Origin of the sequence: Streptomyces indicus (genome assembly GCF_900100315.1) — a bacterium.
Classification (GTDB): Bacteria; Actinomycetota; Actinomycetes; order Streptomycetales; family Streptomycetaceae; genus Streptomyces; species Streptomyces indicus.
Genome location: NZ_FNFF01000035.1, coordinates 1 through 24899, shown reverse-complemented (window position 1 = coordinate 24899; position 24899 = coordinate 1). Strand labels below are relative to the sequence as shown.

The window sequence follows — 24899 nt, the reverse complement described above, 5'->3', positions numbered from 1 at the left end:
CCCCTCGAGGGGTTAAGGCTCCCAGTAGACGACTGGGTTGATAGGCCGGATGTGGAAGCCCTGTAAGGGGTGGAGCTGACCGGTACTAATAGGCCGAGGGCTTGTCCTCAGTTGCTCGCGTCCACTGTGTTGGTTCTGAAACCACGAACAACCCCGTTGTGCCACACGACGGTGCGGTTGTCAGTTTCATAGTGTTTCGGTGGTCATAGCGTGAGGGAAACGCCCGGTTACATTCCGAACCCGGAAGCTAAGCCTCACAGCGCCGATGGTACTGCAGGGGGGACCCTGTGGGAGAGTAGGACGCCGCCGAACTTGAATTGGGAAAACCCCCGCACCATTTTTGGTGCGGGGGTTTTCTGCGTTTCGGGCTCCTTCGGCCCACCCCCTGGCCGCCGGCCGCCGCCACGGAGGGTAAGGTCATGGGGCATCGTAGGAACGTTCCCACAGGAGGCCCCCGAGGTGGAGGTCCAGGAAACCCGTGTGCAGACCGACCGGGTCTTCACCATCCCGAACATCCTCAGCATGGCGAGGCTGCTCGGCGTACCTCTCTTCCTGTGGTTGATCCTCAGGCCCGTCTTCGGTGGTCCCAACAGTGACGTCTGGGCCCTGATCGTCCTGATGCTCAGCGGTATCAGCGACTATCTCGACGGGAAGCTCGCGCGGCGCTGGAATCAGATCAGCAATCTCGGCCGGCTGCTCGATCCTGCCGCCGACCGTCTGTACATCCTGTCGACATTGGTCGGGCTCACCTGGCGCGAGATTCTGCCGCTGTGGCTGACTTTGGTGCTGCTCGCGCGCGAAGCGGTCCTGCTGGTGATGGTGGGAATCCTCCGCCGGCACGGCTATCCGCCGCCGCAGGTGAACTTCCTCGGGAAGGCAGCCACGTTCAACCTGATGTATGCCTTCCCGTTGTTGCTGCTCAGCGATACAAGTGGCTGGCTAGGGACTCTCGCTGCTATTTTCGGATGGGCGTTCGCAGGGTGGGGTACAACCCTCTACTGGTGGGCAGGGATCCTCTATGTGGTTCAGGTCCGCCGGCTCGTCCGGGCGGACGCCAGGGCCGACTGAGCCCGCCGGATTCCGGTGGCGCTGTGCAGCGGCTGGAGCGCCCGCACTGCGTCCGACCGACCTGAGTGGTCGTTTGCGGATGGGCTGAGTCGGTTAGACCGTCGTCTCTTCAAGGAGGACGCTTCCGACATGAAGGCCGTCGTGATGGCCGGAGGCGAAGGCACACGCCTTCGCCCCATGACCTCGAGCATGCCCAAGCCGCTTCTGCCTGTGGCCAACCGGCCCATCATGGAGCACGTGCTACGGCTGCTCAAGCGGCATGGGCTGAACGAAACCGTCGTCACCGTGCAATTCCTCGCCTCATTGGTGCGGAATTACTTCGGTGACGGGGAAGAGCTCGGAATGGAGCTCACCTATGCCAATGAGGAGAAGCCACTCGGCACGGCGGGGAGTGTCAAGAACGCCGAGGACGCCCTGAAGGATGACGCATTCCTGGTCATCTCCGGTGACGCGCTCACTGACTTCGACCTCACCGAGCTCATCAATTTCCACAAGGAAAAGGGTGCGCTTGTCACCGTGTGTCTGACGCGGGTGCCCAATCCTCTTGAATTCGGCATCACCATCGTCGATGAGGAGGGCAAGGTCGAGCGCTTCCTCGAGAAGCCGACCTGGGGGCAGGTCTTCTCGGACACGGTGAACACGGGCATCTACGTGATGGAGCCCGAGGTGTTCGACTATGTCGATCCGGATGTGCCGGTCGACTGGTCGGGCGATGTCTTCCCGCAGCTCATGAAGGAGGGCAAGCCCATCTACGGGTTTGTCGCCGAGGGCTACTGGGAGGACGTCGGCACCCACGAGAGCTACGTCAAGGCGCAGGCCGACGTGCTCGAGGGCAAGGTCGACGTGGAGATCGACGGCTTCGAGATCTCCCCGGGCGTATGGGTGGCGGAGGGCGCCGAGGTGCACCCGGACGCCGTGCTGCGCGGTCCGCTGTTCATCGGCGACTACGCAAAGATCGAAGCCGGTGTGGAGATCCGCGAGCACACCGTCATCGGATCCAACGTGGTCGTGAAGAGCGGGGCCTTCCTCCATCGCGCCGTCGTCCACGACAACGTGTACATCGGGCCGCACAGCAATCTGCGGGGCTGCGTCGCCGGGAAGAACACCGATGTGATGCGGGCCGCGCGGATCGAGGACGGGGCCGTCATCGGCGACGAGTGCCTCGTCGGTGAGGAATCGATTGTTCAGGGGAACGTCCGGGTCTACCCGTTCAAGACAGTCGAAGCCGGCGCGTTCGTCAACACTTCGGTGATCTGGGAGTCCCGCGGTCAGGCCCACTTGTTCGGCGCCCGCGGTGTGTCCGGCATCCTCAATGTCGAGATCACTCCCGAGCTGGCGGTGCGCCTGGCCGGCGCGTACGCCACCACGCTCAAGAAGGGCTCCACCGTCACCACCGCGCGCGACCACTCGCGAGGCGCGAGGGCGCTGAAGCGTGCGGTGATCTCCGCGTTGCAGGCCAGCGCCATCGACGTACGCGACCTGGAGAACGTGCCGCTGCCGGTGGCCAGGCAGCAGACCGCACGCGGCAGCGCCGGCGGGATCATGATCCGGACGACACCAGGGGTGCCGGACTCCGTCGACATCATGTTCTTCGACGGGCGCGGAGCGGACCTCTCCCAGGCGGGACAGCGCAAGCTGGATCGCGTCTACGCACGTCAGGAGTACCGACGGGCGTTCCCGGGGGAGATCGGTGATCTGCACTTCCCGTCGAGCGTCTACGACTCGTACACGGGCTCTCTGCTGCGCAACGTCGATACGACCGGGGTCGAGGAGTCCGGGCTCAAGGTCGTGGTCGACGCGTCGAACGGCAGCGCGGGGCTCGTACTGCCCAGTCTCCTGGGGCGGCTGGGCGTCGATGCCCTGACCATCAACCCCGGTCTCGACGAGTCCAGGCCCACCGAGACCGCGGATGCGCGCCGGTCGGGGCTGATGCGGCTCGGGGAGATCGTGGCCTCGGCGCGGGCGGCCTTCGGCGTCCGGTTCGACCCGGTCGGCGAACGGCTGTCGCTCGTCGACGAGAAGGGGCGGATCGTCGAGGACGACCGGGCGCTGCTCGTGATGCTCGACCTCGTGGCGGCCGAGCGGCGCAGCGGCCGGGTGGCGCTGCCGGTGACGACGACCCGTATCGCCGAGCAGGTGGCCGCGTATCACGGCACCCAGGTGGACTGGACGACCACGTCGCCCGACGACCTCACGCGGGTCGGCGGCGGTGAGGCGACGATCTTCGGCGGTGACGGCCGTGGCGGCTTCATCGTGCCGGAGTTCAGCAGCGTCTTCGACGGTACGGCCGCGTTCGTGCGGCTGATCGGTCTGGTGGCGCGTACGCAGCTCACGCTCAGCCAGATCGATGCCCGTATCCCGCGGGCCCACGTCCTGAAGCGGGATCTCGCGACCCCGTGGGCGGTCAAGGGGCTCGTGATGCGGCGGGTCGTGGAGGCCGCGGGTGACCGGTCCGTGGACACCACGGACGGTGTGCGGGTGGTCGAGGCGGACGGGCGCTGGGTGATGGTCCTGCCCGACCCGGCGGAGGCGGTCACGCATCTGTGGGCCGAAGGCCCCGACGACGCCTCCGCGCAGGCACTCCTCGACGAGTGGTCGGCGGTCGTGGACAGCGCCGGGCGCTGATCTTCGCCGCGCGCCGGACTGTGGCAGATCAGCCGCAGTCCGGCGCGCCGGTGGGGCCATTCGGAGGTACGGGGCGCGACGTGCGACGATGTGCGGCATGCCGCAGCAGCCCCCCGTTCGGAGCACCGATTCGCGCCCCCCGCGCCTTGACGCTTCGATGTCGCTGCTCACCAATGTGATGGACCACAGCCTCGACGACGGTTACGCCGAGGCGGCCGCCCGCAAGCAGGCCCAGGGCGAGGGCGGACTGCCCCGTACGTTGCGGGCCAAGCTGGGCCTCGCGGCGGGACTCGTGCTCGCCGCCCTGGTGGTCACCGTGGGCGCGGCGCAGGCGCGGGTGGCCGCTCCCGTGATCGCCAAGGAGCGGCAGGAGCTGATCGACCGGATCGAGCGCGAGTCGGCCGCCGCCGACCGCCTCGAGGACGACGTCGACGAACTGCGGCAGGACGTGGAGCAGCGCCGCAGCCGCGCGCTCGACGAAGACGGCAGCGACCAGGGCGAGTTGGTGTCGCTGCTCGCAGGGGACACCGAAGTGACCGGTCCCGGCGTGAAGCTCGTCGTGGACGATGCCGGCGGCGGCAGTGGGGGCGGCGACGGGCCGCGGGGCGAGACGGGCTTCTCGGACAACGGCCGGGTGCGCGACCGCGACATGCAGCAGGTCGTCAACGGCCTCTGGGCGTCCGGCGCCGAGGCGATCTCGATCAACGGGCAGCGGCTGACCGCCCTGTCCGCGATCAGGGCGGCCGGCGACGCGATACTGGTCGACAACAAGCCGCTCGCGCCCCCCTACACGGTCCTCGCCATCGGTGACGGCAAACAGCTGAGCACCAAGTTCCAGGACAGTGCGGACGGGCTCTACCTGCACGCGCTGAAGGAGAACTTCGGCATCAGGGCGGACATCTCCGTAGAGGAAGAACTGCGGCTGCCGGCTGCGCCGAGCCTGATCGTACGAACCGCAGAGCCGAAAGCAGGGAAGGGCACATCGTGATCGCCGTACTGGGCCTCGTCGTGGGCGTCGTCGTCGGACTCTTCGTCCGGCCCGAGGTGCCCGCAGTGGTCGAGCCGTATCTCCCGATCGCGGTGGTCGCCGCGCTCGACGCGGTGTTCGGAGGGCTCCGCGCGATGCTCGACGGCATCTTCGACGACAAGGTGTTCGTGGTGTCGTTCCTGTCGAACGTCGTGGTCGCCGCGCTGATCGTGTTCCTCGGCGACAAGCTGGGCGTGGGCGCGCAGTTGTCGACCGGTGTGGTCGTGGTGCTCGGCATCCGGATCTTCTCCAACGCCGCGGCCATCCGCCGCCACGTGTTCCGGGCGTGAGGCCGATGAGTTCCGACGAGACCCACGCAACTCCCGTACCGGACGCAACTCCCGCGCCGGACGCCACGTCCGAACCCGAACTGACCGGCCGGCAGCGGCTGTTGCGCAGCCTGTGGCCGCCCAAGGCGTCGCGGGCGCAGCTGATCGTGGCGCTGCTGCTGTTCGTGCTCGGTCTCGGACTCGCCATCCAGGTGCGGTCGAACAGCGAGAGCAGCGCGCTGCGCGGAGCGCGTCAGGAAGATCTTGTGCGCATCCTCGATGAACTGGATGACCGCACACAACGTCTAGAAGACGAGAAGCAGCGCCTGGACGACCAGCGGACCGAGCTGGAGAACAGCTCGGATCAGGCCGAAGAGGCGCGCAAGCAGACACTGGAGAAGGAGCGGCAACTCGGGGTACTCGCAGGGACGGTGGCGGCCGAAGGCCCCGGGATCACCGTGACCGTCACCGACGGCAAGGGTGCGGTCGAGGCGGACATGCTGCTCGACGCGATCCAGGAGCTGCGTGCCGCGGGCGCCGAGGCGATCCAGATCAACGATGTGCGGGTGGTGGCCAACACCTACCTCACGGACGGATCGGACGGTGTCGAGGTCGACGGACGCGCGATCACCGCGCCGTACCGCTTCAAGGTCATCGGCAAGGCGCAGGATCTCGAACCGGCTCTGAACATCCCCGGAGGTGTCGTGCAGACGCTGGAGAAGGAGCAGGCCACGGTGGAAGTGACGCGCGGCGAGAAGATCGTCGTGGATGCCTTGCGACGGGTGAATCGTCCTGACTACGCTCGGTCGTCCTCCCAGTGAGCCGCGTGTGTGTCACAGGCCGTCGGCGAGGGCAGGAGGTTGCGGGGGGTCGGCGCACCGGAAGGGTGTCGCGTGGTGGAAACTGTCCGGAGGTTGCGGACGTTGAGAAGGTGTCTGCGTCACCGGTGTACGCCGGTGTGAGCAGCCAGGGTTCGTCCTGCCCCACGGGCGGGTCTGTTTCGGTCAAGGGGAATCGCCCGTGAAGTTGTTTCAGAAGTTGTTCGGCAAGAGCTCGCGCGAGGACGGCAACAATGCCGCCCGGCACCGGGCTCCGCGCCACGCCGAGCCCGAGGGCCAGGGTGGCGAACGGCCGCTGTTCCGCGATCAGGTGGGCGGCCCCGGCGGTGACATTTCGGGCGCTCCGGGCGCGTCTTCTGTTGACCCTGCCGTGTCCGGCGGCATAGGTTTCACGGAACCATCAACCTCAAGTACGGGTGGAGAGTTCGGCGCCGGCCCGTATGCGTCCCACGCCCCCGCGGGGCACCCGCGGCAGGAGGATCCGTCCATGTCGGCCCTGGTGTGTACGAGGTGCGGCAACCGGAACGCCGAGGCCAGCCGGTTCTGCTCCAACTGCGGTGCGCCCCTGCGGGCCGCAGGCGGCGAGCGGCCCTCCGAGACGACCTCGACGATCTCGATCTCGGGACTCGAGGCGTACGAGGCGGAGGTGACGGGGCAGACCCCGACGCCGGGCCTGTCTCCGGAGGCCCAGGCCGCCGTCGACGCGCTTCCGCTCGGTTCGGCACTGCTCGTCGTGCGGCGCGGCCCCAACTCGGGCAGCCGCTTCCTGCTGGACGGTGAGCTGACCACGGCCGGCCGTCATCCGCAGAGCGACATCTTCCTCGACGACGTGACCGTGTCCCGCCGTCATGTGGAGTTCCGCCGCGGCGCGGACGGGATCTTCACCGTCTCCGACGTGGGCAGCCTCAACGGCACCTATGTCAACCGTGAGCGCATCGACGCGGTGCAGCTCTCCAACGGGGACGAGGTGCAGATCGGCAAGTACCGCCTGGTCTTCTACGCGAGCCAGCGGGCCATCTGACCTTCCAGGGAAGGCCCATGCTTCACACACCGAGGGGCGGTGCCGGCGGCGGCACCGCCACCGCGGACGGCGGGCTCGTCAGCATCGGACAGGTGCTGAACCTGCTGCGCGAGGAGTTTCCCGAGGTCTCCATCTCCAAGATCCGTTTCCTGGAGTCCGAGGGGCTCGTCGAGCCGCAGCGCACCCCGTCCGGCTATCGGAAGTTCAGTTCCGGGGACGTAGAGCGCCTCGCCCAGGTGCTGCGGATGCAGCGCGACCACTATCTGCCGCTGAAGGTCATCCGCGAGCATCTGGATGCCGTGGAGCGCGGTGAACAGCCGGTGGTCCCGCTGGGGCAGCAGCGCAGCGCGGAATCGGACCTCTCGGAGGGCTTCGAGCTGCCGAGGGAGCCGTCGACCGTGGGCCGGATCAGCCGGGCCACGCTGCTCGCGGCCGCCGGCGTCGAGGCCGAGCAGCTCGACGAGTGGGAGTCGTACGGGCTCATCACGCCCTCGGCCGAAGGCGACTACGAGGCCGAGAGCGTGCAGATCGCACAGCTGGTCGTCGAACTGGGAAGTTCCGGGATCGAGCCACGGCATCTGCGGGCCATGAAAGCCTCCGCCGAGCGCGAGGCCGGACTGGTGGACCAGGTGGTCGCTCCGCTGCGCAGGCACCGGAATCCGCAGACCAGGACCCATGCCGAAGCCCGTACGAAGGAGCTGGCGGCGCTCACGATCAAGCTCCATGCGGCCCTCGTGCAGTCAGCGCTCAGGGTACGCCCGTAGGGGCTGAGGGGGAGCCCGACTACCCAAACCGGGCGGCCAGGTCCTAGGGTTGCTGTGTGAATGAGCTCGACGTTGTCGGTGTCCGGGTCGAAATGCCCTCCAACCAACCGATCGTGCTCCTGCGTGAAGTGGGCGGCGATCGCTACCTCCCCATCTGGATCGGACCGGGGGAGGCGACCGCGATCGCCTTCGCACAGCAGGGCATGGCCCCCGCACGGCCGCTGACGCACGACCTGTTCAAGGACGTGCTCGAAGCCGTGGGCCAGGAGCTCACAGAAGTGCGCATCACCGACCTTCGGGAAGGTGTCTTCTACGCAGAGCTGGTCTTCGCGAGCGGGGTCGAGGTCAGTGCGCGTCCGTCGGACGCCATAGCGCTGGCCCTGCGCACGGGAACGCCGATCTACGGCAGTGACGGAGTCCTCGACGACGCCGGGATCGCCATTCCCGACGAGCAGGAGGACGAGGTCGAGAAGTTCCGCGAGTTCCTCGACCAGATCTCGCCCGAGGACTTCGGGACCAACAGTCAGTGACGCCGTCGGTTCCCGAGCCGCTGGAGGGCATTCGGCTAGCCTTTCCACGCCGCGCGGCGGGGCAAACCACACTTCGGGTGATTATCACTCGGCGTGCCGAGTGTGGCGTTCGTTGACGTGCTCCTGGGTACTGCCTACCGTCGAGAAGGCAGGTCAAGGACGGAGGCCGACGTGAGAAGCAGCGACGGTACGGCTGGGGGTGCCCCTGGACGCAGTCCGGGGGAGGGTGGTCCGTATCCGCTCCACAGTGGCGCGCCCGGTCACGCTGCGCAGCGGCCGGCGGGGGCGCGGGGGGCCGGCGCGCGCGGGAACAGCGATGCGCCGTCCGAACAGGTCGGCTACCGCGGACCCACCGCCTGTGCGGCGGCCGGGATCACCTACCGGCAGCTGGACTACTGGGCGCGGACGGGCCTGGTGGAGCCGAGTGTGCGCGCCGCCTTCGGCTCGGGGACGCAGCGGCTCTACAGTTTCAGGGACGTCGTCGTCCTGAAGATCGTGAAGCGGTTCCTGGACACCGGGGTCTCGCTGCAGAACATCCGCGCGGCCGTGCAGCATCTGCGCGAGCGCGGATTCGCGGACCTCGACCGGATGACGCTGATGAGCGACGGGGCCACGGTGTACGAGTGCACCTCGCCCGACGAGGTCGTCGATCTGCTCCAGGGCGGCCAGGGGATCTTCGGGATCGCCGTGGGGGTCGTCTGGCGCGACGTGGAGGCCGCGCTGGCGCAGCTGCACGGCGAGCGCGTCGACACCGGTGAGACGCTGATCGGGCACAACCCGGCGGATGAGCTGGCGCGGCGGCGCAATCGCGCGGTGTAAGGCCCGCTTCCTGGCGGTCCGTGGTCCGGCTTTTCGATTTCTGACGCGCGGCCCCGGTGCATTCCGGGGCCGTTGTCAGTGCCGTAGGGCAGCATCGGTTCTGTGAGAGCGGCGCCCACGATTCTGCACCTCGACATGGATGCCTTCTACGCTTCGGCGGAGCAGGCGGCCAAGCCGAGCCTGCGCGGAAAAGCCGTGATCGTGGGCGGGCTCGGGCCGCGCGGGGTCGTGGCCACCGCTTCGTACGAAGCACGCAAGTTCGGGGTGCACTCGGCGATGCCGATGGGGCAGGCGCGGCGGCTCGCGCCGCATGCCGCCTACCTGGTGCCGAGGTTCGGTCTCTACCGGGACATCAGCGAGCAGGTCATGGCGCTGCTCAGGGAGCTGTCGCCGCTGGTGGAGCCGCTGAGCCTGGACGAGGCGTTCGTGGACCTGGAGGCCGGCGGGGTCGCGTCGGACACCGCGTCCGCGCTGGCCGTGGGGGAGAAGCTGAGGGCCGACATACGGGCCGTCACGGGCCTGACGGGATCGGTGGGGCTCGCCGCGTCCAAAATGCTCGCGAAGATCGCCTCCGAGGAGGCCAAACCCGACGGGCTGCGCCTGATCGAGCCCGGGACGGAGCGGGAGCTGCTCGCGGACAAGTCCGTGCGGATCCTGCCCGGCGTGGGACCCGCGACCGGGGACCATCTGCGGCGGGCCGGCATCACGACGGTCGGGGACATCGCCGAGGCCGGTCAGGACGAGCTCGTACGGCTGCTGGGGAAGGCGCACGGCGGGCACCTGTACGCGATGGCCCTGGCGGTGGACGAGCGGCCCGTGGTGGCCGAGCGGGAGACCAAGTCGGTGTCCGTCGAGGACACCTTCGACGTGGACATCCACGACCGCGTGCGCGTCCGCCTCGAGGTGGACCGGCTGGCCGAGCGCTGTGTGCAGCGGCTGCGGGCCGGGGGCCACTCGGGGCGCACGGTGGTCCTCAAGGTGCGGCGCTACGACTTCTCGACCCTCACGCGGTCCGAGACGCTGCGCGGGCCGACCGACGATCCCGCGGTCGTACGGGAGGCGGCGGCGCGACTGCTCGAATCGGTGGACACGACCGGTGGGGTGCGGCTCCTCGGCGTGGGGGTCAGCGGTCTGGCCGACTACACGCAGGAGGACCTGTTCGCCCAGGCGCAGGCCGCCGAGGCCGAGGCGAAGGCGCTCGCGGCCGGGGAGGCCGAGGCGGAGAGCGGGGACACGGAGGGTGCGGAGACGCCGCCTCCGGCCGGTGCGGAGGCGGCTGAGCCGGCCCCTGCGGAGCGGCGGTGGTACGCCGGGCACGATGTGCGGCATGCCGTCCACGGGCCCGGCTGGGTGCAGGGCAGCGGGCTCGGAAGGGTGACCGTGCGGTTCGAGACACCGGGGTCCGCGCCCGGGCGCGTGAAGACTTTCCGGGTCGACGATCCGGAGCTGGAGCCGGGGGAGCCGTTGCCGCTGGTGGCGTCCGGGGAGTGAGGGTGTGGGGCGTCCCGTGTCCGGCGGGCGGGTGTGGGGCGTCCCGTGTCCGGCGGGCGGGTGCGGGGCGTCCGCCCCGGGCACGGGGAGTGGGTGCGAGGTGTCCGCGGGCTGGGCGCCCCGCCCAGGCACGCTGAGTCGGTGCGAGGTGTCCGCGAGGGCTATTCGCCGGCGATCTGGCCGAAGTCGCGGTCCTCGGCAGGCGGCGGGGCATCGTCGGTGAGCGAGATGCCGTAGTGGTGGTAGAGCTGCAGCTCCTGCTCGGGGGAGAGATGGCGGCCGACGCCGAAGTCGGGGGCGTCCTTGATCAGCGATCTCTCGTACGGGACGTGCAGGGTGCCCTCGACCAGCTCACTGGGCTCCAGCGGCACGAAGGCGTCCCGGCTGAACAGGCCCGTGCGTATCGCGGCCCACTCGGGGACGCCGGTCGCGTCGTCGAGATAGACCTCGTCCACGGTGCCGAGTCGGGCACCGTTGCGGTCGAAGGCCTTGCGGCCGATCAGGCTGCGCGGGTCGATGTCGGTCTGCACGGTGCCTCCACGTGGTGCGCAAAGCCGGTTCGCAAAGTCATGCGGATTCCCTGATTCCCTACGAAAGAGCACATTCGGGCGCGGGGCCACTCGGGGAGGAAGGGGCCGTACGGGCGGAATCGAGCTGTGTGCCCGCTGGTAGGCTGGCAGACGGCTGCTGACCCCGTGCGGGAGAGCTCTTCGAGTCCGGTGAAACTGCCGGCCGGAGGCGCCGAAGGAGCAAATCCTCCCCGGAATCTCTCAGGCACCCGTACCGCACGGACGAGGTCACTCTGGAAAGCAGGGCGGGCGTCGACGGCTTCCGCTCTCACCGACGGTGAAAGCCGGACCGTGTGCATCACGTACGTCGTGTGTCACGGACCGGTGAAACTCTCAGGTTGAGATGACAGAGGGGGAGGCCGTCCGGGTACCCGCGCCGTGGTACCCCTCGCAGGTCGCATTCGACCAGGAGGCCTCCGTAATGACCGCCAACCGCATCCCGCTCCACGAGCTCGAGCGCGGCATCCCCTTCGAGCAGCGCCACATCGGCCCCGACGCCGAGGCCCGCGCCAAGATGCTCGCCCAGGTCGGCTACGGCTCGCTCGACGAGCTGACCGCGGCCGCGGTGCCCGACGTGATCAAGAGCGCCGACGCGCTCGACCTGCCCGAGGGGCGCACCGAGGCCGAAGTCCTCGCGGAACTGCGCACGTTGGCCGACCGCAACCAGGTGCTCGCACCGATGATCGGTCTCGGCTACTACGGCACGTTCACGCCGCCGGTGATCCTGCGCAACGTCATGGAGAACCCGTCCTGGTACACGGCGTACACCCCGTACCAGCCGGAGATCTCGCAGGGCCGGCTCGAGGCGCTGCTCAACTTCCAGACCGTGGTCGCCGATCTGACCGGTCTGCCGACCTCCGGTGCCTCGCTGCTCGACGAGGGCACGGCGGCCGCCGAGGCCATGGCGCTCGCGCGCCGCGTCGGCAAGGTCAAGCAGGGTGTCTTCCTGGTCGACGCCGACGCGCTGCCGCAGACCATCGCCGTGATCGAGACCCGTGCCGAGCCGACCGGGGTCGAGGTCGTCGTCGCCGACCTCTCGCAGGGCATCCCGGCCGAGGTCGCCGAGCGCGGTGTGTTCGGCGTGCTGCTCCAGTACCCGGGCGCCTCCGGTGCCGTGCGGGACCTCAAGCCCGTCATCGAGCAGGCGCACGAGCTCGGGGCGATCGTCACCGTCGCCGCCGATCTGCTCGCCCTCACCCTGCTCACCTCGCCCGGTGAGCTCGGCGCGGACATCGCCGTCGGTACCACGCAGCGCTTCGGTGTGCCGCTGGGCTTCGGCGGTCCGCACGCCGGCTACATGGCGGTCCGCGAGAAGTTCGCCCGCAGCCTCCCCGGCCGTCTGGTCGGCGTGTCCGTCGACGCCGACGGCAACAAGGCGTACCGCCTCGCGCTGCAGACGCGTGAGCAGCACATCCGCCGTGAGAAGGCCACCAGCAACATCTGTACGGCACAGGTGCTGCTCGCCGTCATGGCCGGCATGTACGCCGTCTACCACGGTCCCCAGGGGCTTGCCGACATCGCGCGTCGTACGCACCGCTACGCCACGATCCTCGCCGAGGGCCTGAAGGCCGGCGGGGTCGAGGTCGTGCACGGGTCGTACTTCGACACCCTCACGCTGCGCGTGCCCGGCCGCGCCGCCGAGGTCGTGTCCGCCGCGCGCGAGGGCGGGGTCAACCTGCACCTCGTCGACGCCGACCACGTCGCCCTGTCCTGCGACGAGACCACCACCCGTACGCAACTGGCAGCCGTCTGGGCCGCGTTCGGTGTCGAGGCCGACATCGAGGCCCTCGACTCGACCGCCGGTGAGGCGCTGCCCGCCGGTCTCCTTCGCACCGACGAGTACCTGACCCACCCGGTCTTCCACGAGCACCGCTCCGAGACCGCGATGCTGCGCTACCTGCGCAAGCTCTCGGACAAGGACTACGCGCTCGACCGCGGCATGATCCCGCTCGGCTCCTGCACCATGAAGCTGAACGCGACCACCGAGATGGAGCCGGTCACCTGGCCCGAGTTCGGCCAGATCCACCCCTTCGCGCCGGCCGAGCAGGCGCAGGGCTACCTCACGCTCATCCGTGAGCTCGAGGAGCGCCTGGCCGAGGTCACCGGCTACGACAAGGTCTCGCTGCAGCCCAACGCCGGTTCGCAGGGCGAGCTCGCCGGTCTGCTCGCGGTCCGCGGCTACCACCGCGCCAACGGCGACGACCAGCGCACCATCTGCCTCATCCCGTCCTCCGCGCACGGCACCAACGCCGCCAGCGCCGTCATGGCCGGCATGAAGGTGGTCGTGGTGAAGACCGCCGACGACGGCGAGATCGACGTCGCGGACCTGCGCGCCAAGATCGAGCAGTACAAGGACGAGCTCGCGGTCCTGATGATCACGTACCCCTCGACGCACGGCGTCTTCGAGGAGCACGTCGCCGACATCTGCGCCCAGGTGCACGAAGCCGGCGGCCAGGTCTACGTGGACGGCGCCAACCTCAACGCCTTGGTGGGCCTGGCCAAGCCGGGCCACTTCGGCGGCGACGTCTCGCACCTGAACCTGCACAAGACCTTCTGCATCCCGCACGGCGGCGGCGGTCCGGGCGTCGGTCCGGTCGCGGTGCGCGAGCACCTCGCGCCGCACCTGCCCAACCACCCGCTGCAACCCGCCGCGGGCCCGGAGACCGGCGTCGGTCCGATCTCGGCTGCGCCCTTCGGCTCGGCCGGCATCCTGCCCATCTCGTGGGCGTACGTACGTCTGATGGGCGGCGAGGGCCTCAAGCGCGCGACGCAGGTCGCGGTGCTCGGCGCCAACTACATCGCCAAGCGCCTCGAGCCGCACTACCCGGTGCTCTACACCGGCCCGGGCGGTCTGGTCGCGCACGAGTGCATCATCGACATCCGGCCGCTCGCCAAGGCGACCGGTGTGAGCGTGGACGACATCGCCAAGCGTCTGATCGACTACGGCTTCCACGCGCCGACGATGTCCTTCCCGGTGGCCGGCACGCTGATGATCGAGCCGACCGAGAGCGAGGACCTGGGCGAGCTCGACCGGTTCTGCGACGCGATGATCGCGATCCGCGCCGAGATCGAGAAGGTGGCCGCGGGCGAGTGGCCGGCCGAGGACAACCCGCTGCACAACGCCCCGCACACCGCGGCGATGCTGGCCGGTGAGTGGGAGCACCCGTACACCCGTGAAGAGGCCGTCTTCCCGGGCGGTCTGGTGGCCGCGGAGAAGTACTGGCCGCCGGTGCGCCGTATCGACCAGGCGTACGGCGACCGTAACCTCGTCTGCTCCTGCCCGCCGCTGGACGCGTACGAGAGCTGAGACATGGCCGCGGCCCGCGAGGGCCGGACATGCGTCAGGGCCGGTTCGGAGAGGTTCTCTCCGGGCCGGCCCTCGGCCGTGCTGGGTGGTGTGCCGCTGTGGATGTCAGGCCGCGCGGACCACCGAGTCGGTGCCCAGCGGCCGGTGCGGGGCGATGATCTGCCCGTCCGGCAGCAGCTCACCGGTGTCCTCGAAGAGCAGGACACCGTTGCACAGCAGGCTCCAGCCCTGCTCCGGGTGGAAGGCCACAAGGAGTGCGGCTTCCCGGTCGGCTGAGTCGGCTGTGGGACAGGCTGGCTGGTGCTGGCACATGGAAGGGTTCTTTCGCTGCGTCGAAGTGGTGATGTGTGTCCCGCGGGTGGATCGGTGTGCTGCGGTGTTCATTGCCGCCCCCCGTTAGGTCGGTCCGGAACCAGTGTTGCCCTACGCGCTCGATTCCGCAGGGATTTACCGGCAGCGCTCCTCACCAGGAAGTGACGCATCACCCGTGCGGACGGTTCAGTCCAACTCCGCGGTCTCATCGGGTGGTTCGGGGTGGCCCGAAGGGGCTAGTCCGCTCGGGCGGTGTTGACCGCCCGCACTGTGGAGGGCGTACGAGGGCTCGAGGGCGGGACATGCGTGTGCCCCGCGAGCGGCTGGATCGCGGGGCACAGGCACACGTGCCGCTGGTGGGCCGGAGGCTCAGACCGCGTGGTCGAGCAGGGGTGTCGGCGTGAGCCGGTGGGTCAGGACCGGCAGGAGCTCCGCCGCGAGATGCGGCCGGTGGGCCGCGATGCCGGGCGGGGCGGGTGCCAACGGGACCAGGAGATCGGTGGGTTCGAGGCGGCCCTCCGTGCCGTCCGAGGCGCAGTCGCTGTGCAGCCACAGCGTCATCATGTACAGCTCGGGCACCGAGAGCAGACGCGGCTGGCAGGGCGACTGCAGGGACTCCGCCTGGCGCAGGGCGCGCTCGGTGGAGGGGAGGTAGGGGCCTTCGAAGAAGTGCGCGAAGGTCCAACCGTCGGCGGTCAGCATGGTGTCGCAGGCGGCCACCGTGCGTCCCTCGCTGCGCAGCAGGAAGCGCCAGCCGGTCAGGCGGGTGCGTGGGGTGCCGGCCTGGTTCAGGACGTGGACGGGCAGCGGGAGTTCGGGAGTGACGGGTCCCTGGGCATTGCGCAGGGACGGGGTGCGCGCCTCGCGTACGGCGGTGGGAGAACCGAGTGCCGCGAGAACGCTGCGCAGGGCCGGCGCGGGAGCCGGGGGGACATGCAGCGGCATGGTGGGTCGCCTCTCATTAGACAGGCTGGTGGCGCGGGGGCAGGTGTGTGCGGACGGCGCTGTCAGCTCTCGGGGCCAGAGGGGCGGGGGATGACCACGTTCCAGTCCGCGAGCGCCAACTCTCTGCCTCGTCCGCGGAGTTTATACGACGTGTGTTCTCGCTATGTTTCGGCTAGCCGTCGCAGGTATTGCGGGCAAGGCGGTATTCGGTCGCCGTGCCGCGGTATTTCTCCCGATTCCCGGCCGGGATTACGGCGCTGACCTCGGCGATGTCCGTACGGGCGGACGGCCGATTCTCGTCGGCTTATTCCACCACTGCCCGCGCCGCAGCAACTGCTGTGTGCCGCATGCCGAGTGAATGTGCCCCGCGTCAATGTGATTGAGGGTACAGCCGGGTGGGCAGATGCGGGGCGTTATCGATCACATTGCCTGGGCATCATCCCCGGTGACACAGTGGCCGTGGACTGCCCAATCGAGGAGGGGACACTTCGATGGGGGAGAAGGTCGCGGCGGGAGCGTTCGACCTGTCCGATCGGCAGCGCTACCGCAGAAAGCTGCAGCAGTGCCTCGCGGGCCTCGCACGCCTTCTGGACGAGAAGCGGTTCGACCGGCCCCGTAATCTGATGGGTCTGGAGATAGAGCTGAATCTCACGGGGCCCGACGGTCTGCCGCGAATGATGAATGCTGAAGTTCTCGAGCGGATCGCCAGCCAGGATTTCCAGACCGAACTCGGCATGTTCAATCTCGAGGTGAACATTCAGCCGCATGCGCTCGGCGGACGCGTTCTGGACCAGCTCGCCGAAGAGCTGCGTACGGGGCTGAACTATGCGCACCGTAAAGCGAATGAAGTGGCGGCCGGGATCGTCATGATCGGAATTCTGCCGACGCTGCGGCAGGACGACCTGGTCTCCGCGAACCTGTCCGCGGTCGACCGCTACATGCTGCTCAACGACCAGATGGTGGCCGCGCGCGGGGAGGACTTCCACCTCGACATCGAGGGGGTCGAGCGGCTCAGCTGCACCTCGGCCTCCATCGCCCCCGAAGCGGCCTGCACCTCGGTCCAGTTGCACCTCCAGGTGACGCCGGGCCGGTTCGCCGACGTGTGGAACGCGGCGCAGGCCGTGGCCGCGGCGCAGATAGCCGTGGGCGCCAACGCGCCCTTCCTGTTCGGGCGTGAGCTGTGGCGCGAGTCCAGGCCGCCCCTGTTCCTTCAGGCCACCGACACCCGACCGCCCGAGCTGCAGGCGCAGGGCGTGCGGCCGCGCACCTGGTTCGGCGAGCGGTGGATCAGCAAGCCGTACGACCTCTTCGAGGAGAATCTGCGCTACTTCCCCGCGCTGCTGCCCATCTGCGACGACGAGGAGCCGCTGCGGGTGATCGAGGCGGGCGGGGTGCCCTCGCTGTCCGAACTCGTCCTGCACAACGGCACGGTGTACCGCTGGAACCGGCCCGTCTACGGCATCGCCGACGGCGTACCGCATCTGCGGGTGGAGAACCGGGTGCTGCCGGCCGGTCCGACCGTCACGGATGTCATCGCCAACGTGGCCTTCTACTACGGCGTGGTGCGGGCCCTCGCCGAGGACGCGCGGCCGGTGTGGTCGCGGCTGCCGTTCGAGGCGGCCGCCGCCAACTTCGACGCCGCCTGCCGGTACGGCATCGACGCCGAGTTCGACTGGCCGCGCCCGGTGCGGTTCGGCGGTGTGGCGCGGGTGCCCGCCGTCGATCTCGTCCGCAACGAACTGCTGCCCCTGGCGTCCGCCGGGCTCGACGCGTGGGGCGTGGCACCGGTGGACCGCGACTACTACCTCGGTGTCATCGAGGAGAGGTGCAGGCAGCGCGTGAACGGGGCGTCCTGGCAGGTGGCCACGTACCACCGCGCCCTGGAGAGCGGCCTGGACCGGGAGGCGGCCCTCGCCGCGACCACGCGCCGCTACTGCGAGCTGATGCACCAGGGCGAGCCGGTGCACACCTGGCCGGTGGGTGTCCTGCCGGATGCGGTGGTGGCGCCGGGCTGAGGAGCGCGCCTTCGTGGGGCGCGGGTGCGGTGCGGGCGCCGTGAACGTGAACCGAGGCGGAGGCGGCGGGCGGCGGGCCGGGGTGCGACCGGCCCGCCCGCTGTGCGGCGCGAAGAGGCGCGTGCGTCGGTACGAGTGTGTGCCTGGGTACGGGCGTGTGCGACGGTGCGAGCGGGTGCGTCAGCCGGCCGCGGCCTGGGCCGCCGCCGTGATCGCCTTGAGGATCACCTCGGGGATCTGCGCCGGGTCCTCGACCTGGTGGCCCGAGCCGCCCGTGGCCTTGGCGATCTCGTCCAGCTCGTGCTGGTCGCCGCCGGGGCCGACCGCGACGGCGATGATCGGCACCGGGCGGTCGGGGTCGACCAGGCCCTCCAGCTGGGAGATCAGGGCGCTGCGGCTGATCGAGCCGGGGTCCTGGTTCTCGCCGTCGGTGACCACCACCACCGCGTTGAACTTGTCGGCCACATGGGTCTTCTGGGCCTGCTTGTACGCGGCGAGTGTCGTGTCGTACAGACCTGTCGCGCCGTTGGGCACCGGCTGGAGCGCGGCGAACGCCGCCCGCAGGCGCTCGCGCTGCGTCGCCCCGTTCCCCGTCTGCTTGCCGAGGCGGTCGGTGGGGACCAGCTCGCGGTAGTCGCGCTTGCCGTCGAGGAGGGTGGAGAACTCCCACAGGCCGAACTCGTCCTCGTTCGTGAACGTGTCGAGGGCCGCGGCGAGCGAGGCCTTGGTGACCTCCATGCGTGGTGCGCCGCGGCCCGGCACCAGCTCGGCCATCGAACCCGACACGTCCACCACGACGGAGATCCGCGCGCTCTGCACGGTGATCGTCCAGACGCCCAGGGTCTCCTGGATCTGCTTCGGGGTGAGTTCCTCACCGGTGTCCGCGACCGGCTGGGCCTCGCTGCCGCCGGCCGCCTTCACCAGACCGCCCGCGGGCGCATTGCGGCCGGTGCGGAAGCCGTGCTCGGCCAGGATCCGCTCGCCCTGCTCCTCGCCGAGGAGCGTCATGAAGCGCAGCGCGGCCCGGCTCTCGTCCGTGGACTGCCGCGGCTCGTCCAGCAGCGCGTACGGGTAGTCGAGCTCGGGCGTGCCGTCCTTCGGATAGAAGAGCTCCAGCTTGCCCGCGTCGGCCGCCGAGGCGTTGTGCTGGAAGGCGGCCTGCTCGGAGACGATCACCGCCTGGTTGCGCTTCGGGTTGCCCTGCTCCGTACCGGAGTCGTCCCGGGCCAGAGTCTCCAGGGCCTGGGCGTCGGTGGGCGAGACGCGCTGCGCGAGCATCTTCGCGGTGGCCGCGATCTGCGCCTCCGCCTCCGCGCCGCCCGCCTTCTGCGCCGAGGCGCTCACCTTGGCCAGGGCGAGCAGGCCCGTGGCGCTGCGGGCCGGGTCGGCGGCGCCGAGCCGGAGCTGGTCGCCCTGTGTGGCCGCGCCCGCCAACTCCGCCCAGGAGTACGTCTTCTTCGGCCAGCCCAGCTTCTTCGCGGCGGTCGGCACCATGCCCATCGTGACCGGCGTCGACGCGATGTTGCCGGTAGGGGTGAGCAGGCTCTCCTCGCCGCGCAGCTGCACCTGCTCCACCCACAGGTCGGAGTCCGGCACCCACACCTCGTACGGACCCGGATCGCCCTCCGAGCGCAGGTACTCCGCGAACTTGGAGGAGTCCTGGGAGGTCACCCGTACATCCATGCAGCGGCCGTCGGAGACGATCTCGTTGTCCCGTGCGTAGTCCGCCGCGTCGGTCAGCGCGGGGGCCATGTCGGGAGCGGCGACCACGTCGATCCGTACGGCGTCGTCCGCGCAGTTGTCGGCGAAGGGCAGCCAGTCGCCGCCCACCGCGTACGCGGCGGTGCCGACGACACCGACGACCAGCACTGTCGAGATCGCGACCATGCGGCGGCGCGGACCCGGGCGCTGCGATCCTGCCGCACTCGCTCGCGATCTGCGGTCCGGCATGTTGTGACGTCCCATGACGCTGGTGCCCCTCCTCGTACGGCTGCACGACGCGTGGGGGTATGTCAGGTCGACACAGGTGCGTGGCGTACTGTCCCCCTGGCCTGTCGCGCACGGTCTTCGTACCTGCTTTCGAGACCCTAGTGGGGCGAGCATGTGCGTGGGGCGTGATTGGTCAACTAAGGCAGGTGTGCAGGTGGAGGCAGGGCTGGTGGCCGGTTCTTTTCCCAGCGAGCCGCTTTCGCGGAGGATTCTCCGGGACGAGACGCTGCTCGTGCTCGCGCTCTCGCTCGGTGCGAGCGGAGTCTCCGCCCTGATCAGCTTTATCGGGTCGGTGACCAAGCCGGGCGGACTCAAGGACCAGGCGGCCACGCTCAACGCCTCGGCGGCGCCCGGGCGTCCATGGCTTGATCTCGCCTGGCAGCTTTTCGGTATTTGTACCGCTCTGGTGCCCGTCGCGCTGGTGCTTCATCTGCTGGTACGGGAGGGCGCGGGGGCCCGTTCGATCGGCTTCGACCTCAAGCGGCCCGGCTTCGATCTGACCCGTGGCACGGTGATCGCCGCGGGGATCGGCTCGACGGGCATCGCCTTCTATCTGCTGGCGCGTGCCCTCGGCTTCAACCTCACTGTGGTGCCCGAGGCGTTGCCGGACGTGTGGTGGAAGTTCCCCGTCCTGATCCTGTCCGCGGCGCAGAACTCGATCCTCGAGGAAGTGGTCGTGGTCGGGTATCTGCTGCGCAGACTCGACCAGTTGGGGTTCTCGCCGATGGGCTCGCTCGCCGCCAGTTCGGTGCTGCGCGGCTCGTACCACCTGTACCAGGGCATCGGCGGGTTCATCGGGAACATGGTGATGGGCGTCGTCTTCGTGCTCCTGTACCGGCGGTGGGGGCGGGTGGGGCCGCTGGTCGTGGCCCACACCCTGCTCGATATCGGCGCGTTCGTCGGATACGCGCTGCTGGCCGGGAAGGTGAGCTGGCTGCCCACCGCCTGAGCGAATTCGCGCTGAGGGGCGGGCCGGGCGGTTGCGGGTCAGGCCCGCAGCTCGCCCTCGATGACGGTGACCGCGCGGCCCGTCAGCAGCGTTCGCTCGCCTCGAAGTGCCACCCGCACGCGGCCGGAGCGCCGTGAGGCCTGGAGGCCGGTGAGTTCCGTACGACCGAGGCGCTCGCACCAGAACGGCGCGAGCGCCGTGTGGGCGCTGCCGGTGACCGGGTCCTCGTCGATGCCGACGTTCGGGAAGAAGCAGCGGGAGATGAAGTCGTAGGCCTGGTCGGGCTCTTGGGCGGCCTGGCCGTGATTCTCGGCGGCCCGGAGGAGGTCCTCGGCTGCCCGGCCGGGGTTCTCGGCGGCCGCGGTCGCGATGATGCCGCGCTCCGAGAACCGCGCGAGGGCGCGGATGTCCGGGGTCAAGGACCGGATCGTCCGCTCGTCGGCGAGTTCGATCAGCAGGTCGCCGACGTCGGGGCCGGTGTCGTACGCGGACAGGACCTTGGCGCCCAGCGCCTCCGCCACGCCCGCGGGGGCGGAGACGGGCGTGAGCGGGGCCGTCGGGAAGTCGAGCGTGAGGCTGCCGTCGGGGTGTGCCGTGGCGGTGAGCACCCCGCTGAGGGTGGCGAAGCGAATCGTGCCGTGCGCGCGTCCCGTGGTGTGCAGGACATGGGCGGTCGCGAGGGTGGCGTGGCCGCACATCCGGACCTCGGCGGCGGGGGTGAACCAGCGCAGCGCCCAGTCGGCCTCGCCGCCTTCGGGAAGCGGGTGGGCGAAGGCGGTTTCGGCGTGGTTGACCTCGAGGGCGACGTTCTGGAGCCAGTCGTCCTCGGGGAACGAGTCGAGGAGCAGCACTCCCGCGGGGTTGCCGGCGAAGGGGCGGTCGGTGAAGGCGTCGACGATCCGGATACGCATGCTCCGACCGTAGGCGGGGCGGCGCGGGGCGGGCCAAGGCCAATTCTGGGGATCTGGACTGGTGGGTGAGGGCGGGGGCGAGGGCGGGGCCGCTTTCCAGTGAACGTGCAGGTCGGCGGCCTGGGTGCGGGCAGGGGAAGGCGTCCTGTCGGAAGGGGCTTGCCATCCGATCGGTAGCGATATATCGTTGAGACATCGCGATGGTTCATAGAAGATCGCGAGCGCTCCCGACAGCGCATCCCGAGCTTCGGAAGTCGAGTCCCGGCCCAGTAGCCGGACGTATGGCAATCGGCGCCCATTCGAGGAGCGATCACACGCAGACGACAACACCACGAGAGAAGTGATGGATATGCGACCCCATGTACACGGAAACCACGGACACGGACACCACGGCCCCGAACTCGGTCCCGAGCGGCACGAGCAGGGACGCCGGCACCACGGAGGCTTCGGCCGGCGCGGTCCCGGCGGTCCCGGATTCGGCGGCCCCCGCGGAGGCGGCCGCTTCGAGGGCCCGCGCGGCGAGGGCCGGCCGGCCTTCGGCCCCTTCGGCCCCGGCGGCTTCGATCCGCGCGGCTTCGGCGGGCCCGGCCCCTGGGGCGGACGCGGACGCGGCGGCGGTCGTGGCCGGGCGCGGCGCGGTGATGTGCGCGCCTCGATCCTGGCCCTTTTGAAGGACCGGCCGATGCACGGTTACGAGATGATCCAGGAGATCGCCGAGCGCAGCGGCGGGGCGTGGAAGCCCAGCCCGGGATCGGTCTACCCGACCCTGCAACTGCTCGAGGACGAGGGCCTGATCGCGAGTGAGACCGAGGGCGGCAAGAAGCTGTTCTCGCTCACCGAGGCCGGCCGTACGGCGGCCGACGAGGGTCCCGACGCGCCCTGGGAGGATGCCGGCCGCGGCATCGACTGGGACACGGTCAACGAGATCCGGCAGGCCGGTGTCGGCCTGATGGAGGCCTTCGGCCAGGTCTGGAAGACCGGCTCGGCCGAGCAGCGCGAGAAGGCCCTTGCGGTGGTCAACGAGGCCCGCAAGAAGCTGTATCTGATCCTCGCCGACGAGGACTGACGCCGAGGGAAGCTCCCTCGACGGGCTGACGCCCGGCGGAAGCCTCCGCTGCGGAGGCGCGGCACCGGGAGTCTCGCCAACCGGCAGGCGCCCCACGCGAGTTCGCGTGGGGCGCCTGTCCGTGTCTGTGCGGCTGTCGTTCCGCGGAGCTGCGGGGCGGGGTGTCGCGGCAGTCTCAGACGACGAGCGCGCTCAGCTTGCGCAGCGACTCGTTGAGCGCCGCCGTGGCCGAGTCCTTGAGCTTGCCCGCCATGAGCGTCACGGCCGCGCCCGTGAACTCGCCGTCGATCCGCATCACCGTGGCGTCGCCGTCGGGCGTCAGCGCGTAGACCTGCTTGAGGTTCACGCCCATCGGGCCCTTGCCGCGGATGGTGAACGAGCGGCCCTCCTCGAGGGATTCCACCGTCCACACCGCGTCCGCGGGGAAGCCCATGAGCTTCATGCTCTCCTCGAACGTGTCGCCCTGCTTGAGCGATTCCGGCGCCCCCTTCGGGAACCCGGTGTGCGTCACGCTCCACTCGCCGAACACGGAGAAGTCGGTGAGCTTCCCCCAGACCTTCTCGACGGGAGCGTCGATGCGTGCTTCCGCGCTGACTTCGGCCATGCGACCACCCCTTCTCGTATGGCGCTGCGGCTGTAGGGCGCAGCGGCGGTGTCGCGGAACGTAGCCGCGCGGTCCGGAAGTTACAAGACTGACGACTCGTCAGAAATTGTGGAGCCGGGGTGTACAGGCGCGCGACCAGGGAGTTCGGCGGATCGCCCGGTGAGGTCTCAGCGGCCGATACGGCGGATCACGGCGGCGTCGAAGACGTCGAGCGCGCGCGGGTGCGGGCCCTCATCATGGCAGTGCCAGGCCTCCCAGAACAGATCGGCGAGCAGGGCGTCCTCGGGTGCGTAGACGCGGTACACGTACTGCTTGCCGTCCACGGCCGGCAGCGCGACCAGCCAGCAGCCGCACTCCTCGGGCGGGGCGCCGCGCACATGCACGGGCCGGGTGGCGCGGGGCATGGCGGCTCCTTCCCGGGTGCGTGCGGAAGTGACAGTACGGAGAGGTCTGTTGGTGCTGCTCGGGTTCCCTGAGGGACGTGCGGCGGACGGTCCGTGGTTGCGCTGGGGGAGTGCGGTGGTGATCCGTGCGCCCCCTCTGCCTCCTGTGGAGATCTCATCCGTAAGGAGGAGAACCCGTACAGGCATCCCCACCCTGTGTCGGAGGCGAAGATGCTTCCCGCCGGGGATGCACGGGGGCGGACCGGACTGATGGGGTGGAGGGTGTGCACAGCCCTACCAGGCCGAATGCGGACGGTGTCGTTCCGCAGCCAGGTCCGACCCGTACCGAACCCGACGGCGAGCTCAGCGCCGAGCTCCAGTCGGTGCTCGCGGGTGCGCGGCGCAGGGCGGTGCGCGGCGGCGACCGCCAGCTCGACACGGCCCATCTGCTGCACTCCCTGCTCGAATCCGACCCCGCGGTGCGGGCCGTCTTCGGTGACGGCGCGCGCGTGGCACGGCTGCTCGGCCTCCTGGTGCAGCGCTCCATCGGCTACGGCCTGCGCTGGCAGGGCACCGTGGAGGATTCGGGTGCCGTGCCGGTCGTACGGGAGCTTCCGGCCGTACGGGACTTTCCCGGCGTACGGGATCGCGGCGCCAGGGAAGGTGAGGGCTGGTCGCCCGCGGCGCTGACCGCGCTGCATCTCGCCTTGTCGCGTGCCCACGAGGGCGGCCGGGAAACGGCCGACGGACTTGACCTCCTCGCGGCGCTTGCCTGCGACCCCGAGTGCCGGGCCGTGGAGATCCTGCGTCGCTCCGGCGTGGATCCGTGGGCCCTGGCGGACCGGATCGACTCCGGGTGCGGGGAGCCGTTCACGAGGTGAGCCGGGCCGGACCAGGCCTGGCCGGGCAGACGTCAGGGCTGGCCCGGCCGACGTTCGGATCTTTCCGGCGGATCTTTCCGGTGGGCGCGCTCCGTGCCTCCGTCTCGCTCCCCGAGATGTCAGGGGTATCGGTGGTGACGCTCAACGTCTGCTAAAACGGTGTCTCGATTGGCGTGAGCTGCCTAAAGTTCGCGCCACTCGCCCAGTTCGGCGGGCCGTCCTGTCCTGATGAAGTGGTGCACGGTGATCCATGCGCGATCGACGTCCAGGGCCAAGTCGCCACTGAACACGACCAGATCGTCCATGATCGGCACGTGGACCGAGGCGTCCGATGCGGCGGTGCCATCGCCGATGAGGAGGGACGACCGCTCGGCGTCGCCGAAGACATGGATCACTGCGTGATTATCCTGGAAGCCCAGAGTCAGCAGGGGAAACTCACTGCCTGGCCGTCGCACTTCAACGTAACCCCGTCCCCGCGAGCGCAATGCGGTGAAATGATCCGCCAGTTCCTCGAT

22 protein-coding genes, 2 rRNA genes, 1 pseudogene and 1 riboswitch are annotated in these 24899 nt (G+C 69.7%); of the genes and pseudogenes, 17 read left to right on the top strand and 8 right to left on the bottom strand.

The window, feature by feature from the left end; translation table 11 throughout:
* The 12 genes and pseudogenes from BLT97_RS36685 to BLT97_RS36630 form a co-directional block, all read left to right on the top strand.
* A 23S ribosomal RNA gene (locus tag BLT97_RS36685) occupies window positions 1-109 on the top strand; the annotation flags it as partial.
* An 86-nt stretch (window positions 110-195) separates the two neighbouring features.
* Window positions 196-312, top strand: a 5S ribosomal RNA gene (gene rrf, locus BLT97_RS36680).
* A gap of 147 nt (window positions 313-459) precedes the next feature.
* Window positions 460-1068: a cardiolipin synthase ClsA gene (clsA, locus tag BLT97_RS36675; RefSeq protein ID WP_093618319.1), complete on the top strand. Its 609-nt coding sequence runs from the start codon at window positions 460-462 to the stop codon at window positions 1066-1068.
* Window positions 1069-1197: 129 nt separating this feature from the next.
* Window positions 1198-3693: a mannose-1-phosphate guanyltransferase gene (locus tag BLT97_RS36670; protein ID WP_093618317.1), complete on the top strand. Its 2496-nt coding sequence runs from the start codon at window positions 1198-1200 to the stop codon at window positions 3691-3693.
* 88 nt (window positions 3694-3781) lie between these two features.
* Window positions 3782-4681, top strand: coding sequence for a DUF881 domain-containing protein (locus BLT97_RS36665; protein WP_093618315.1), 900 nt, complete (start codon window positions 3782-3784; stop codon window positions 4679-4681).
* Window positions 4678-5010 (top strand): small basic family protein, encoded by a 333-nt coding sequence (locus tag BLT97_RS36660; protein ID WP_008749169.1) that lies wholly within the window; start codon window positions 4678-4680, stop codon window positions 5008-5010. Before BLT97_RS36665 ends, BLT97_RS36660 begins: the two co-directional genes overlap by 4 nt.
* A gap of 5 nt (window positions 5011-5015) precedes the next feature.
* Entirely contained in the window at window positions 5016-5810 is a 795-nt protein-coding gene (locus tag BLT97_RS36655; protein ID WP_093618313.1) for a DUF881 domain-containing protein, read from the top strand.
* Between the two features lie 157 nt (window positions 5811-5967).
* Window positions 5968-6849 carry a zinc-ribbon and FHA domain-containing protein gene (locus tag BLT97_RS36650; RefSeq protein WP_245769751.1) on the top strand — a complete coding sequence of 294 codons (882 nt, stop codon included), beginning with the start codon at window positions 5968-5970 and terminating at the stop codon, window positions 6847-6849.
* Window positions 6850-6866: 17 nt separating this feature from the next.
* On the top strand, window positions 6867-7613 hold the full coding sequence (gene ftsR / locus BLT97_RS36645; protein ID WP_093618309.1) for a transcriptional regulator FtsR: 747 nt from the start codon (window positions 6867-6869) through the stop codon (window positions 7611-7613).
* 56 nt (window positions 7614-7669) lie between these two features.
* The gene (locus BLT97_RS36640) at window positions 7670-8143 is read left to right on the top strand and encodes a bifunctional nuclease family protein (protein WP_006123076.1); all 474 of its coding nucleotides are present in this window, start codon (window positions 7670-7672) and stop codon (window positions 8141-8143) included.
* A gap of 171 nt (window positions 8144-8314) precedes the next feature.
* A complete protein-coding gene (locus tag BLT97_RS36635; protein ID WP_093618307.1) occupies window positions 8315-8962 on the top strand; it encodes a MerR family transcriptional regulator in 648 nt (215 codons plus the stop codon).
* 102 nt (window positions 8963-9064) lie between these two features.
* Window positions 9065-10529, top strand: a pseudogene (locus BLT97_RS36630) (DNA polymerase IV); the annotation flags it as partial.
* 85 nt (window positions 10530-10614) lie between these two features.
* Here the strand turns inward: BLT97_RS36630 and BLT97_RS36625 are convergent.
* The gene (locus tag BLT97_RS36625; RefSeq protein ID WP_093618303.1) at window positions 10615-10983 is read right to left on the bottom strand and encodes a PRC-barrel domain-containing protein; all 369 of its coding nucleotides are present in this window, start codon (window positions 10981-10983) and stop codon (window positions 10615-10617) included.
* Window positions 10984-11141: 158 nt separating this feature from the next.
* Window positions 11142-11249: riboswitch (glycine riboswitch) on the top strand.
* Window positions 11250-11443: 194 nt separating this feature from the next.
* On the opposite strand from BLT97_RS36625, the gene gcvP reads away from it, so the two are divergent.
* The gene (gene gcvP, locus BLT97_RS36620; protein ID WP_093618301.1) at window positions 11444-14329 is read left to right on the top strand and encodes an aminomethyl-transferring glycine dehydrogenase; all 2886 of its coding nucleotides are present in this window, start codon (window positions 11444-11446) and stop codon (window positions 14327-14329) included.
* Between the two features lie 105 nt (window positions 14330-14434).
* Here the strand turns inward: gcvP and BLT97_RS36615 are convergent, their stop codons facing one another.
* Together BLT97_RS36615 and BLT97_RS36610 are read right to left on the bottom strand one after the other, a co-directional pair.
* Entirely contained in the window at window positions 14435-14641 is a 207-nt protein-coding gene (locus tag BLT97_RS36615; RefSeq protein WP_176954030.1) for a DUF5999 family protein, read from the bottom strand.
* Window positions 14642-15010: 369 nt separating this feature from the next.
* Window positions 15011-15586 (bottom strand): hypothetical protein, encoded by a 576-nt coding sequence (locus BLT97_RS36610; protein ID WP_093618297.1) that lies wholly within the window; start codon window positions 15584-15586, stop codon window positions 15011-15013.
* A gap of 491 nt (window positions 15587-16077) precedes the next feature.
* Between BLT97_RS36610 and BLT97_RS36605 the strand changes: the two genes are divergently transcribed.
* Window positions 16078-17601 (top strand): glutamate-cysteine ligase family protein, encoded by a 1524-nt coding sequence (locus BLT97_RS36605; RefSeq protein ID WP_093618295.1) that lies wholly within the window; start codon window positions 16078-16080, stop codon window positions 17599-17601.
* Between the two features lie 180 nt (window positions 17602-17781).
* Here the strand turns inward: BLT97_RS36605 and BLT97_RS36600 are convergent, their stop codons facing one another.
* Window positions 17782-19566 carry a substrate-binding and VWA domain-containing protein gene (locus tag BLT97_RS36600; RefSeq protein ID WP_176954029.1) on the bottom strand — a complete coding sequence of 595 codons (1785 nt, stop codon included), beginning with the start codon at window positions 19564-19566 and terminating at the stop codon, window positions 17782-17784.
* Between the two features lie 172 nt (window positions 19567-19738).
* Between BLT97_RS36600 and BLT97_RS36595 the strand changes: the two genes are divergently transcribed.
* On the top strand, window positions 19739-20539 hold the full coding sequence (locus tag BLT97_RS36595; protein ID WP_093618293.1) for a CPBP family intramembrane glutamic endopeptidase: 801 nt from the start codon (window positions 19739-19741) through the stop codon (window positions 20537-20539).
* Window positions 20540-20577: 38 nt separating this feature from the next.
* On the opposite strand, the gene BLT97_RS36590 is transcribed toward BLT97_RS36595, so the two are convergent.
* Entirely contained in the window at window positions 20578-21450 is an 873-nt protein-coding gene (locus tag BLT97_RS36590; RefSeq protein WP_093618291.1) for a PhzF family phenazine biosynthesis protein, read from the bottom strand.
* A 349-nt stretch (window positions 21451-21799) separates the two neighbouring features.
* On the opposite strand from BLT97_RS36590, the gene BLT97_RS36585 reads away from it, so the two are divergent.
* The gene (locus BLT97_RS36585; protein WP_093618289.1) at window positions 21800-22516 is read left to right on the top strand and encodes a PadR family transcriptional regulator; all 717 of its coding nucleotides are present in this window, start codon (window positions 21800-21802) and stop codon (window positions 22514-22516) included.
* A 175-nt stretch (window positions 22517-22691) separates the two neighbouring features.
* On the opposite strand, the gene BLT97_RS36580 is transcribed toward BLT97_RS36585, so the two are convergent.
* Both BLT97_RS36580 and BLT97_RS36575 read right to left on the bottom strand, forming a co-directional pair.
* Window positions 22692-23120 carry a type II toxin-antitoxin system Rv0910 family toxin gene (locus tag BLT97_RS36580; RefSeq protein WP_093618287.1) on the bottom strand — a complete coding sequence of 143 codons (429 nt, stop codon included), beginning with the start codon at window positions 23118-23120 and terminating at the stop codon, window positions 22692-22694.
* 167 nt (window positions 23121-23287) lie between these two features.
* The gene (locus tag BLT97_RS36575) at window positions 23288-23524 is read right to left on the bottom strand and encodes a hypothetical protein (protein WP_107407061.1); all 237 of its coding nucleotides are present in this window, start codon (window positions 23522-23524) and stop codon (window positions 23288-23290) included.
* 263 nt (window positions 23525-23787) lie between these two features.
* Between BLT97_RS36575 and BLT97_RS36570 the strand changes: the two genes are divergently transcribed.
* On the top strand, window positions 23788-24384 hold the full coding sequence (locus tag BLT97_RS36570) for a Clp protease N-terminal domain-containing protein (RefSeq protein WP_107407062.1): 597 nt from the start codon (window positions 23788-23790) through the stop codon (window positions 24382-24384).
* 182 nt (window positions 24385-24566) lie between these two features.
* Here BLT97_RS36570 and BLT97_RS36565 read toward each other — a convergent pair.
* Window positions 24567-24899 (bottom strand): hypothetical protein (locus tag BLT97_RS36565; protein ID WP_218137351.1); only part of this gene is annotated, 333 nt, incomplete at its 5' end.

Bases quoted from the DNA above. Each gene is read 5' to 3' on its own strand.
- BLT97_RS36670 (WP_093618317.1), top strand. From the start codon at position 1,198: ATGAAGGCCGTCGTGATGGCCGGAGGCGAAGGCACACGCCTTCGCCCC.
- BLT97_RS36665 (WP_093618315.1), top strand. From the start codon at position 3,782: ATGTGCGGCATGCCGCAGCAGCCCCCCGTTCGGAGCACCGATTCGCGC.
- BLT97_RS36655 (WP_093618313.1), top strand. From the start codon at position 5,016: ATGAGTTCCGACGAGACCCACGCAACTCCCGTACCGGACGCAACTCCC.
- ftsR (WP_093618309.1), top strand. From the start codon at position 6,867: ATGCTTCACACACCGAGGGGCGGTGCCGGCGGCGGCACCGCCACCGCG.
- gcvP (WP_093618301.1), top strand. From the start codon at position 11,444: ATGACCGCCAACCGCATCCCGCTCCACGAGCTCGAGCGCGGCATCCCC.
- BLT97_RS36615 (WP_176954030.1), bottom strand. From the start codon at position 14,641: ATGTGCCAGCACCAGCCAGCCTGTCCCACAGCCGACTCAGCCGACCGG.
- BLT97_RS36610 (WP_093618297.1), bottom strand. From the start codon at position 15,586: ATGCCGCTGCATGTCCCCCCGGCTCCCGCGCCGGCCCTGCGCAGCGTT.
- BLT97_RS36605 (WP_093618295.1), top strand. From the start codon at position 16,078: ATGGGGGAGAAGGTCGCGGCGGGAGCGTTCGACCTGTCCGATCGGCAG.
- BLT97_RS36600 (WP_176954029.1), bottom strand. From the start codon at position 19,566: ATGGGACGTCACAACATGCCGGACCGCAGATCGCGAGCGAGTGCGGCA.
- BLT97_RS36590 (WP_093618291.1), bottom strand. From the start codon at position 21,450: ATGCGTATCCGGATCGTCGACGCCTTCACCGACCGCCCCTTCGCCGGC.
- BLT97_RS36585 (WP_093618289.1), top strand. From the start codon at position 21,800: ATGCGACCCCATGTACACGGAAACCACGGACACGGACACCACGGCCCC.
- BLT97_RS36580 (WP_093618287.1), bottom strand. From the start codon at position 23,120: ATGGCCGAAGTCAGCGCGGAAGCACGCATCGACGCTCCCGTCGAGAAG.
- BLT97_RS36575 (WP_107407061.1), bottom strand. From the start codon at position 23,524: ATGCCCCGCGCCACCCGGCCCGTGCATGTGCGCGGCGCCCCGCCCGAG.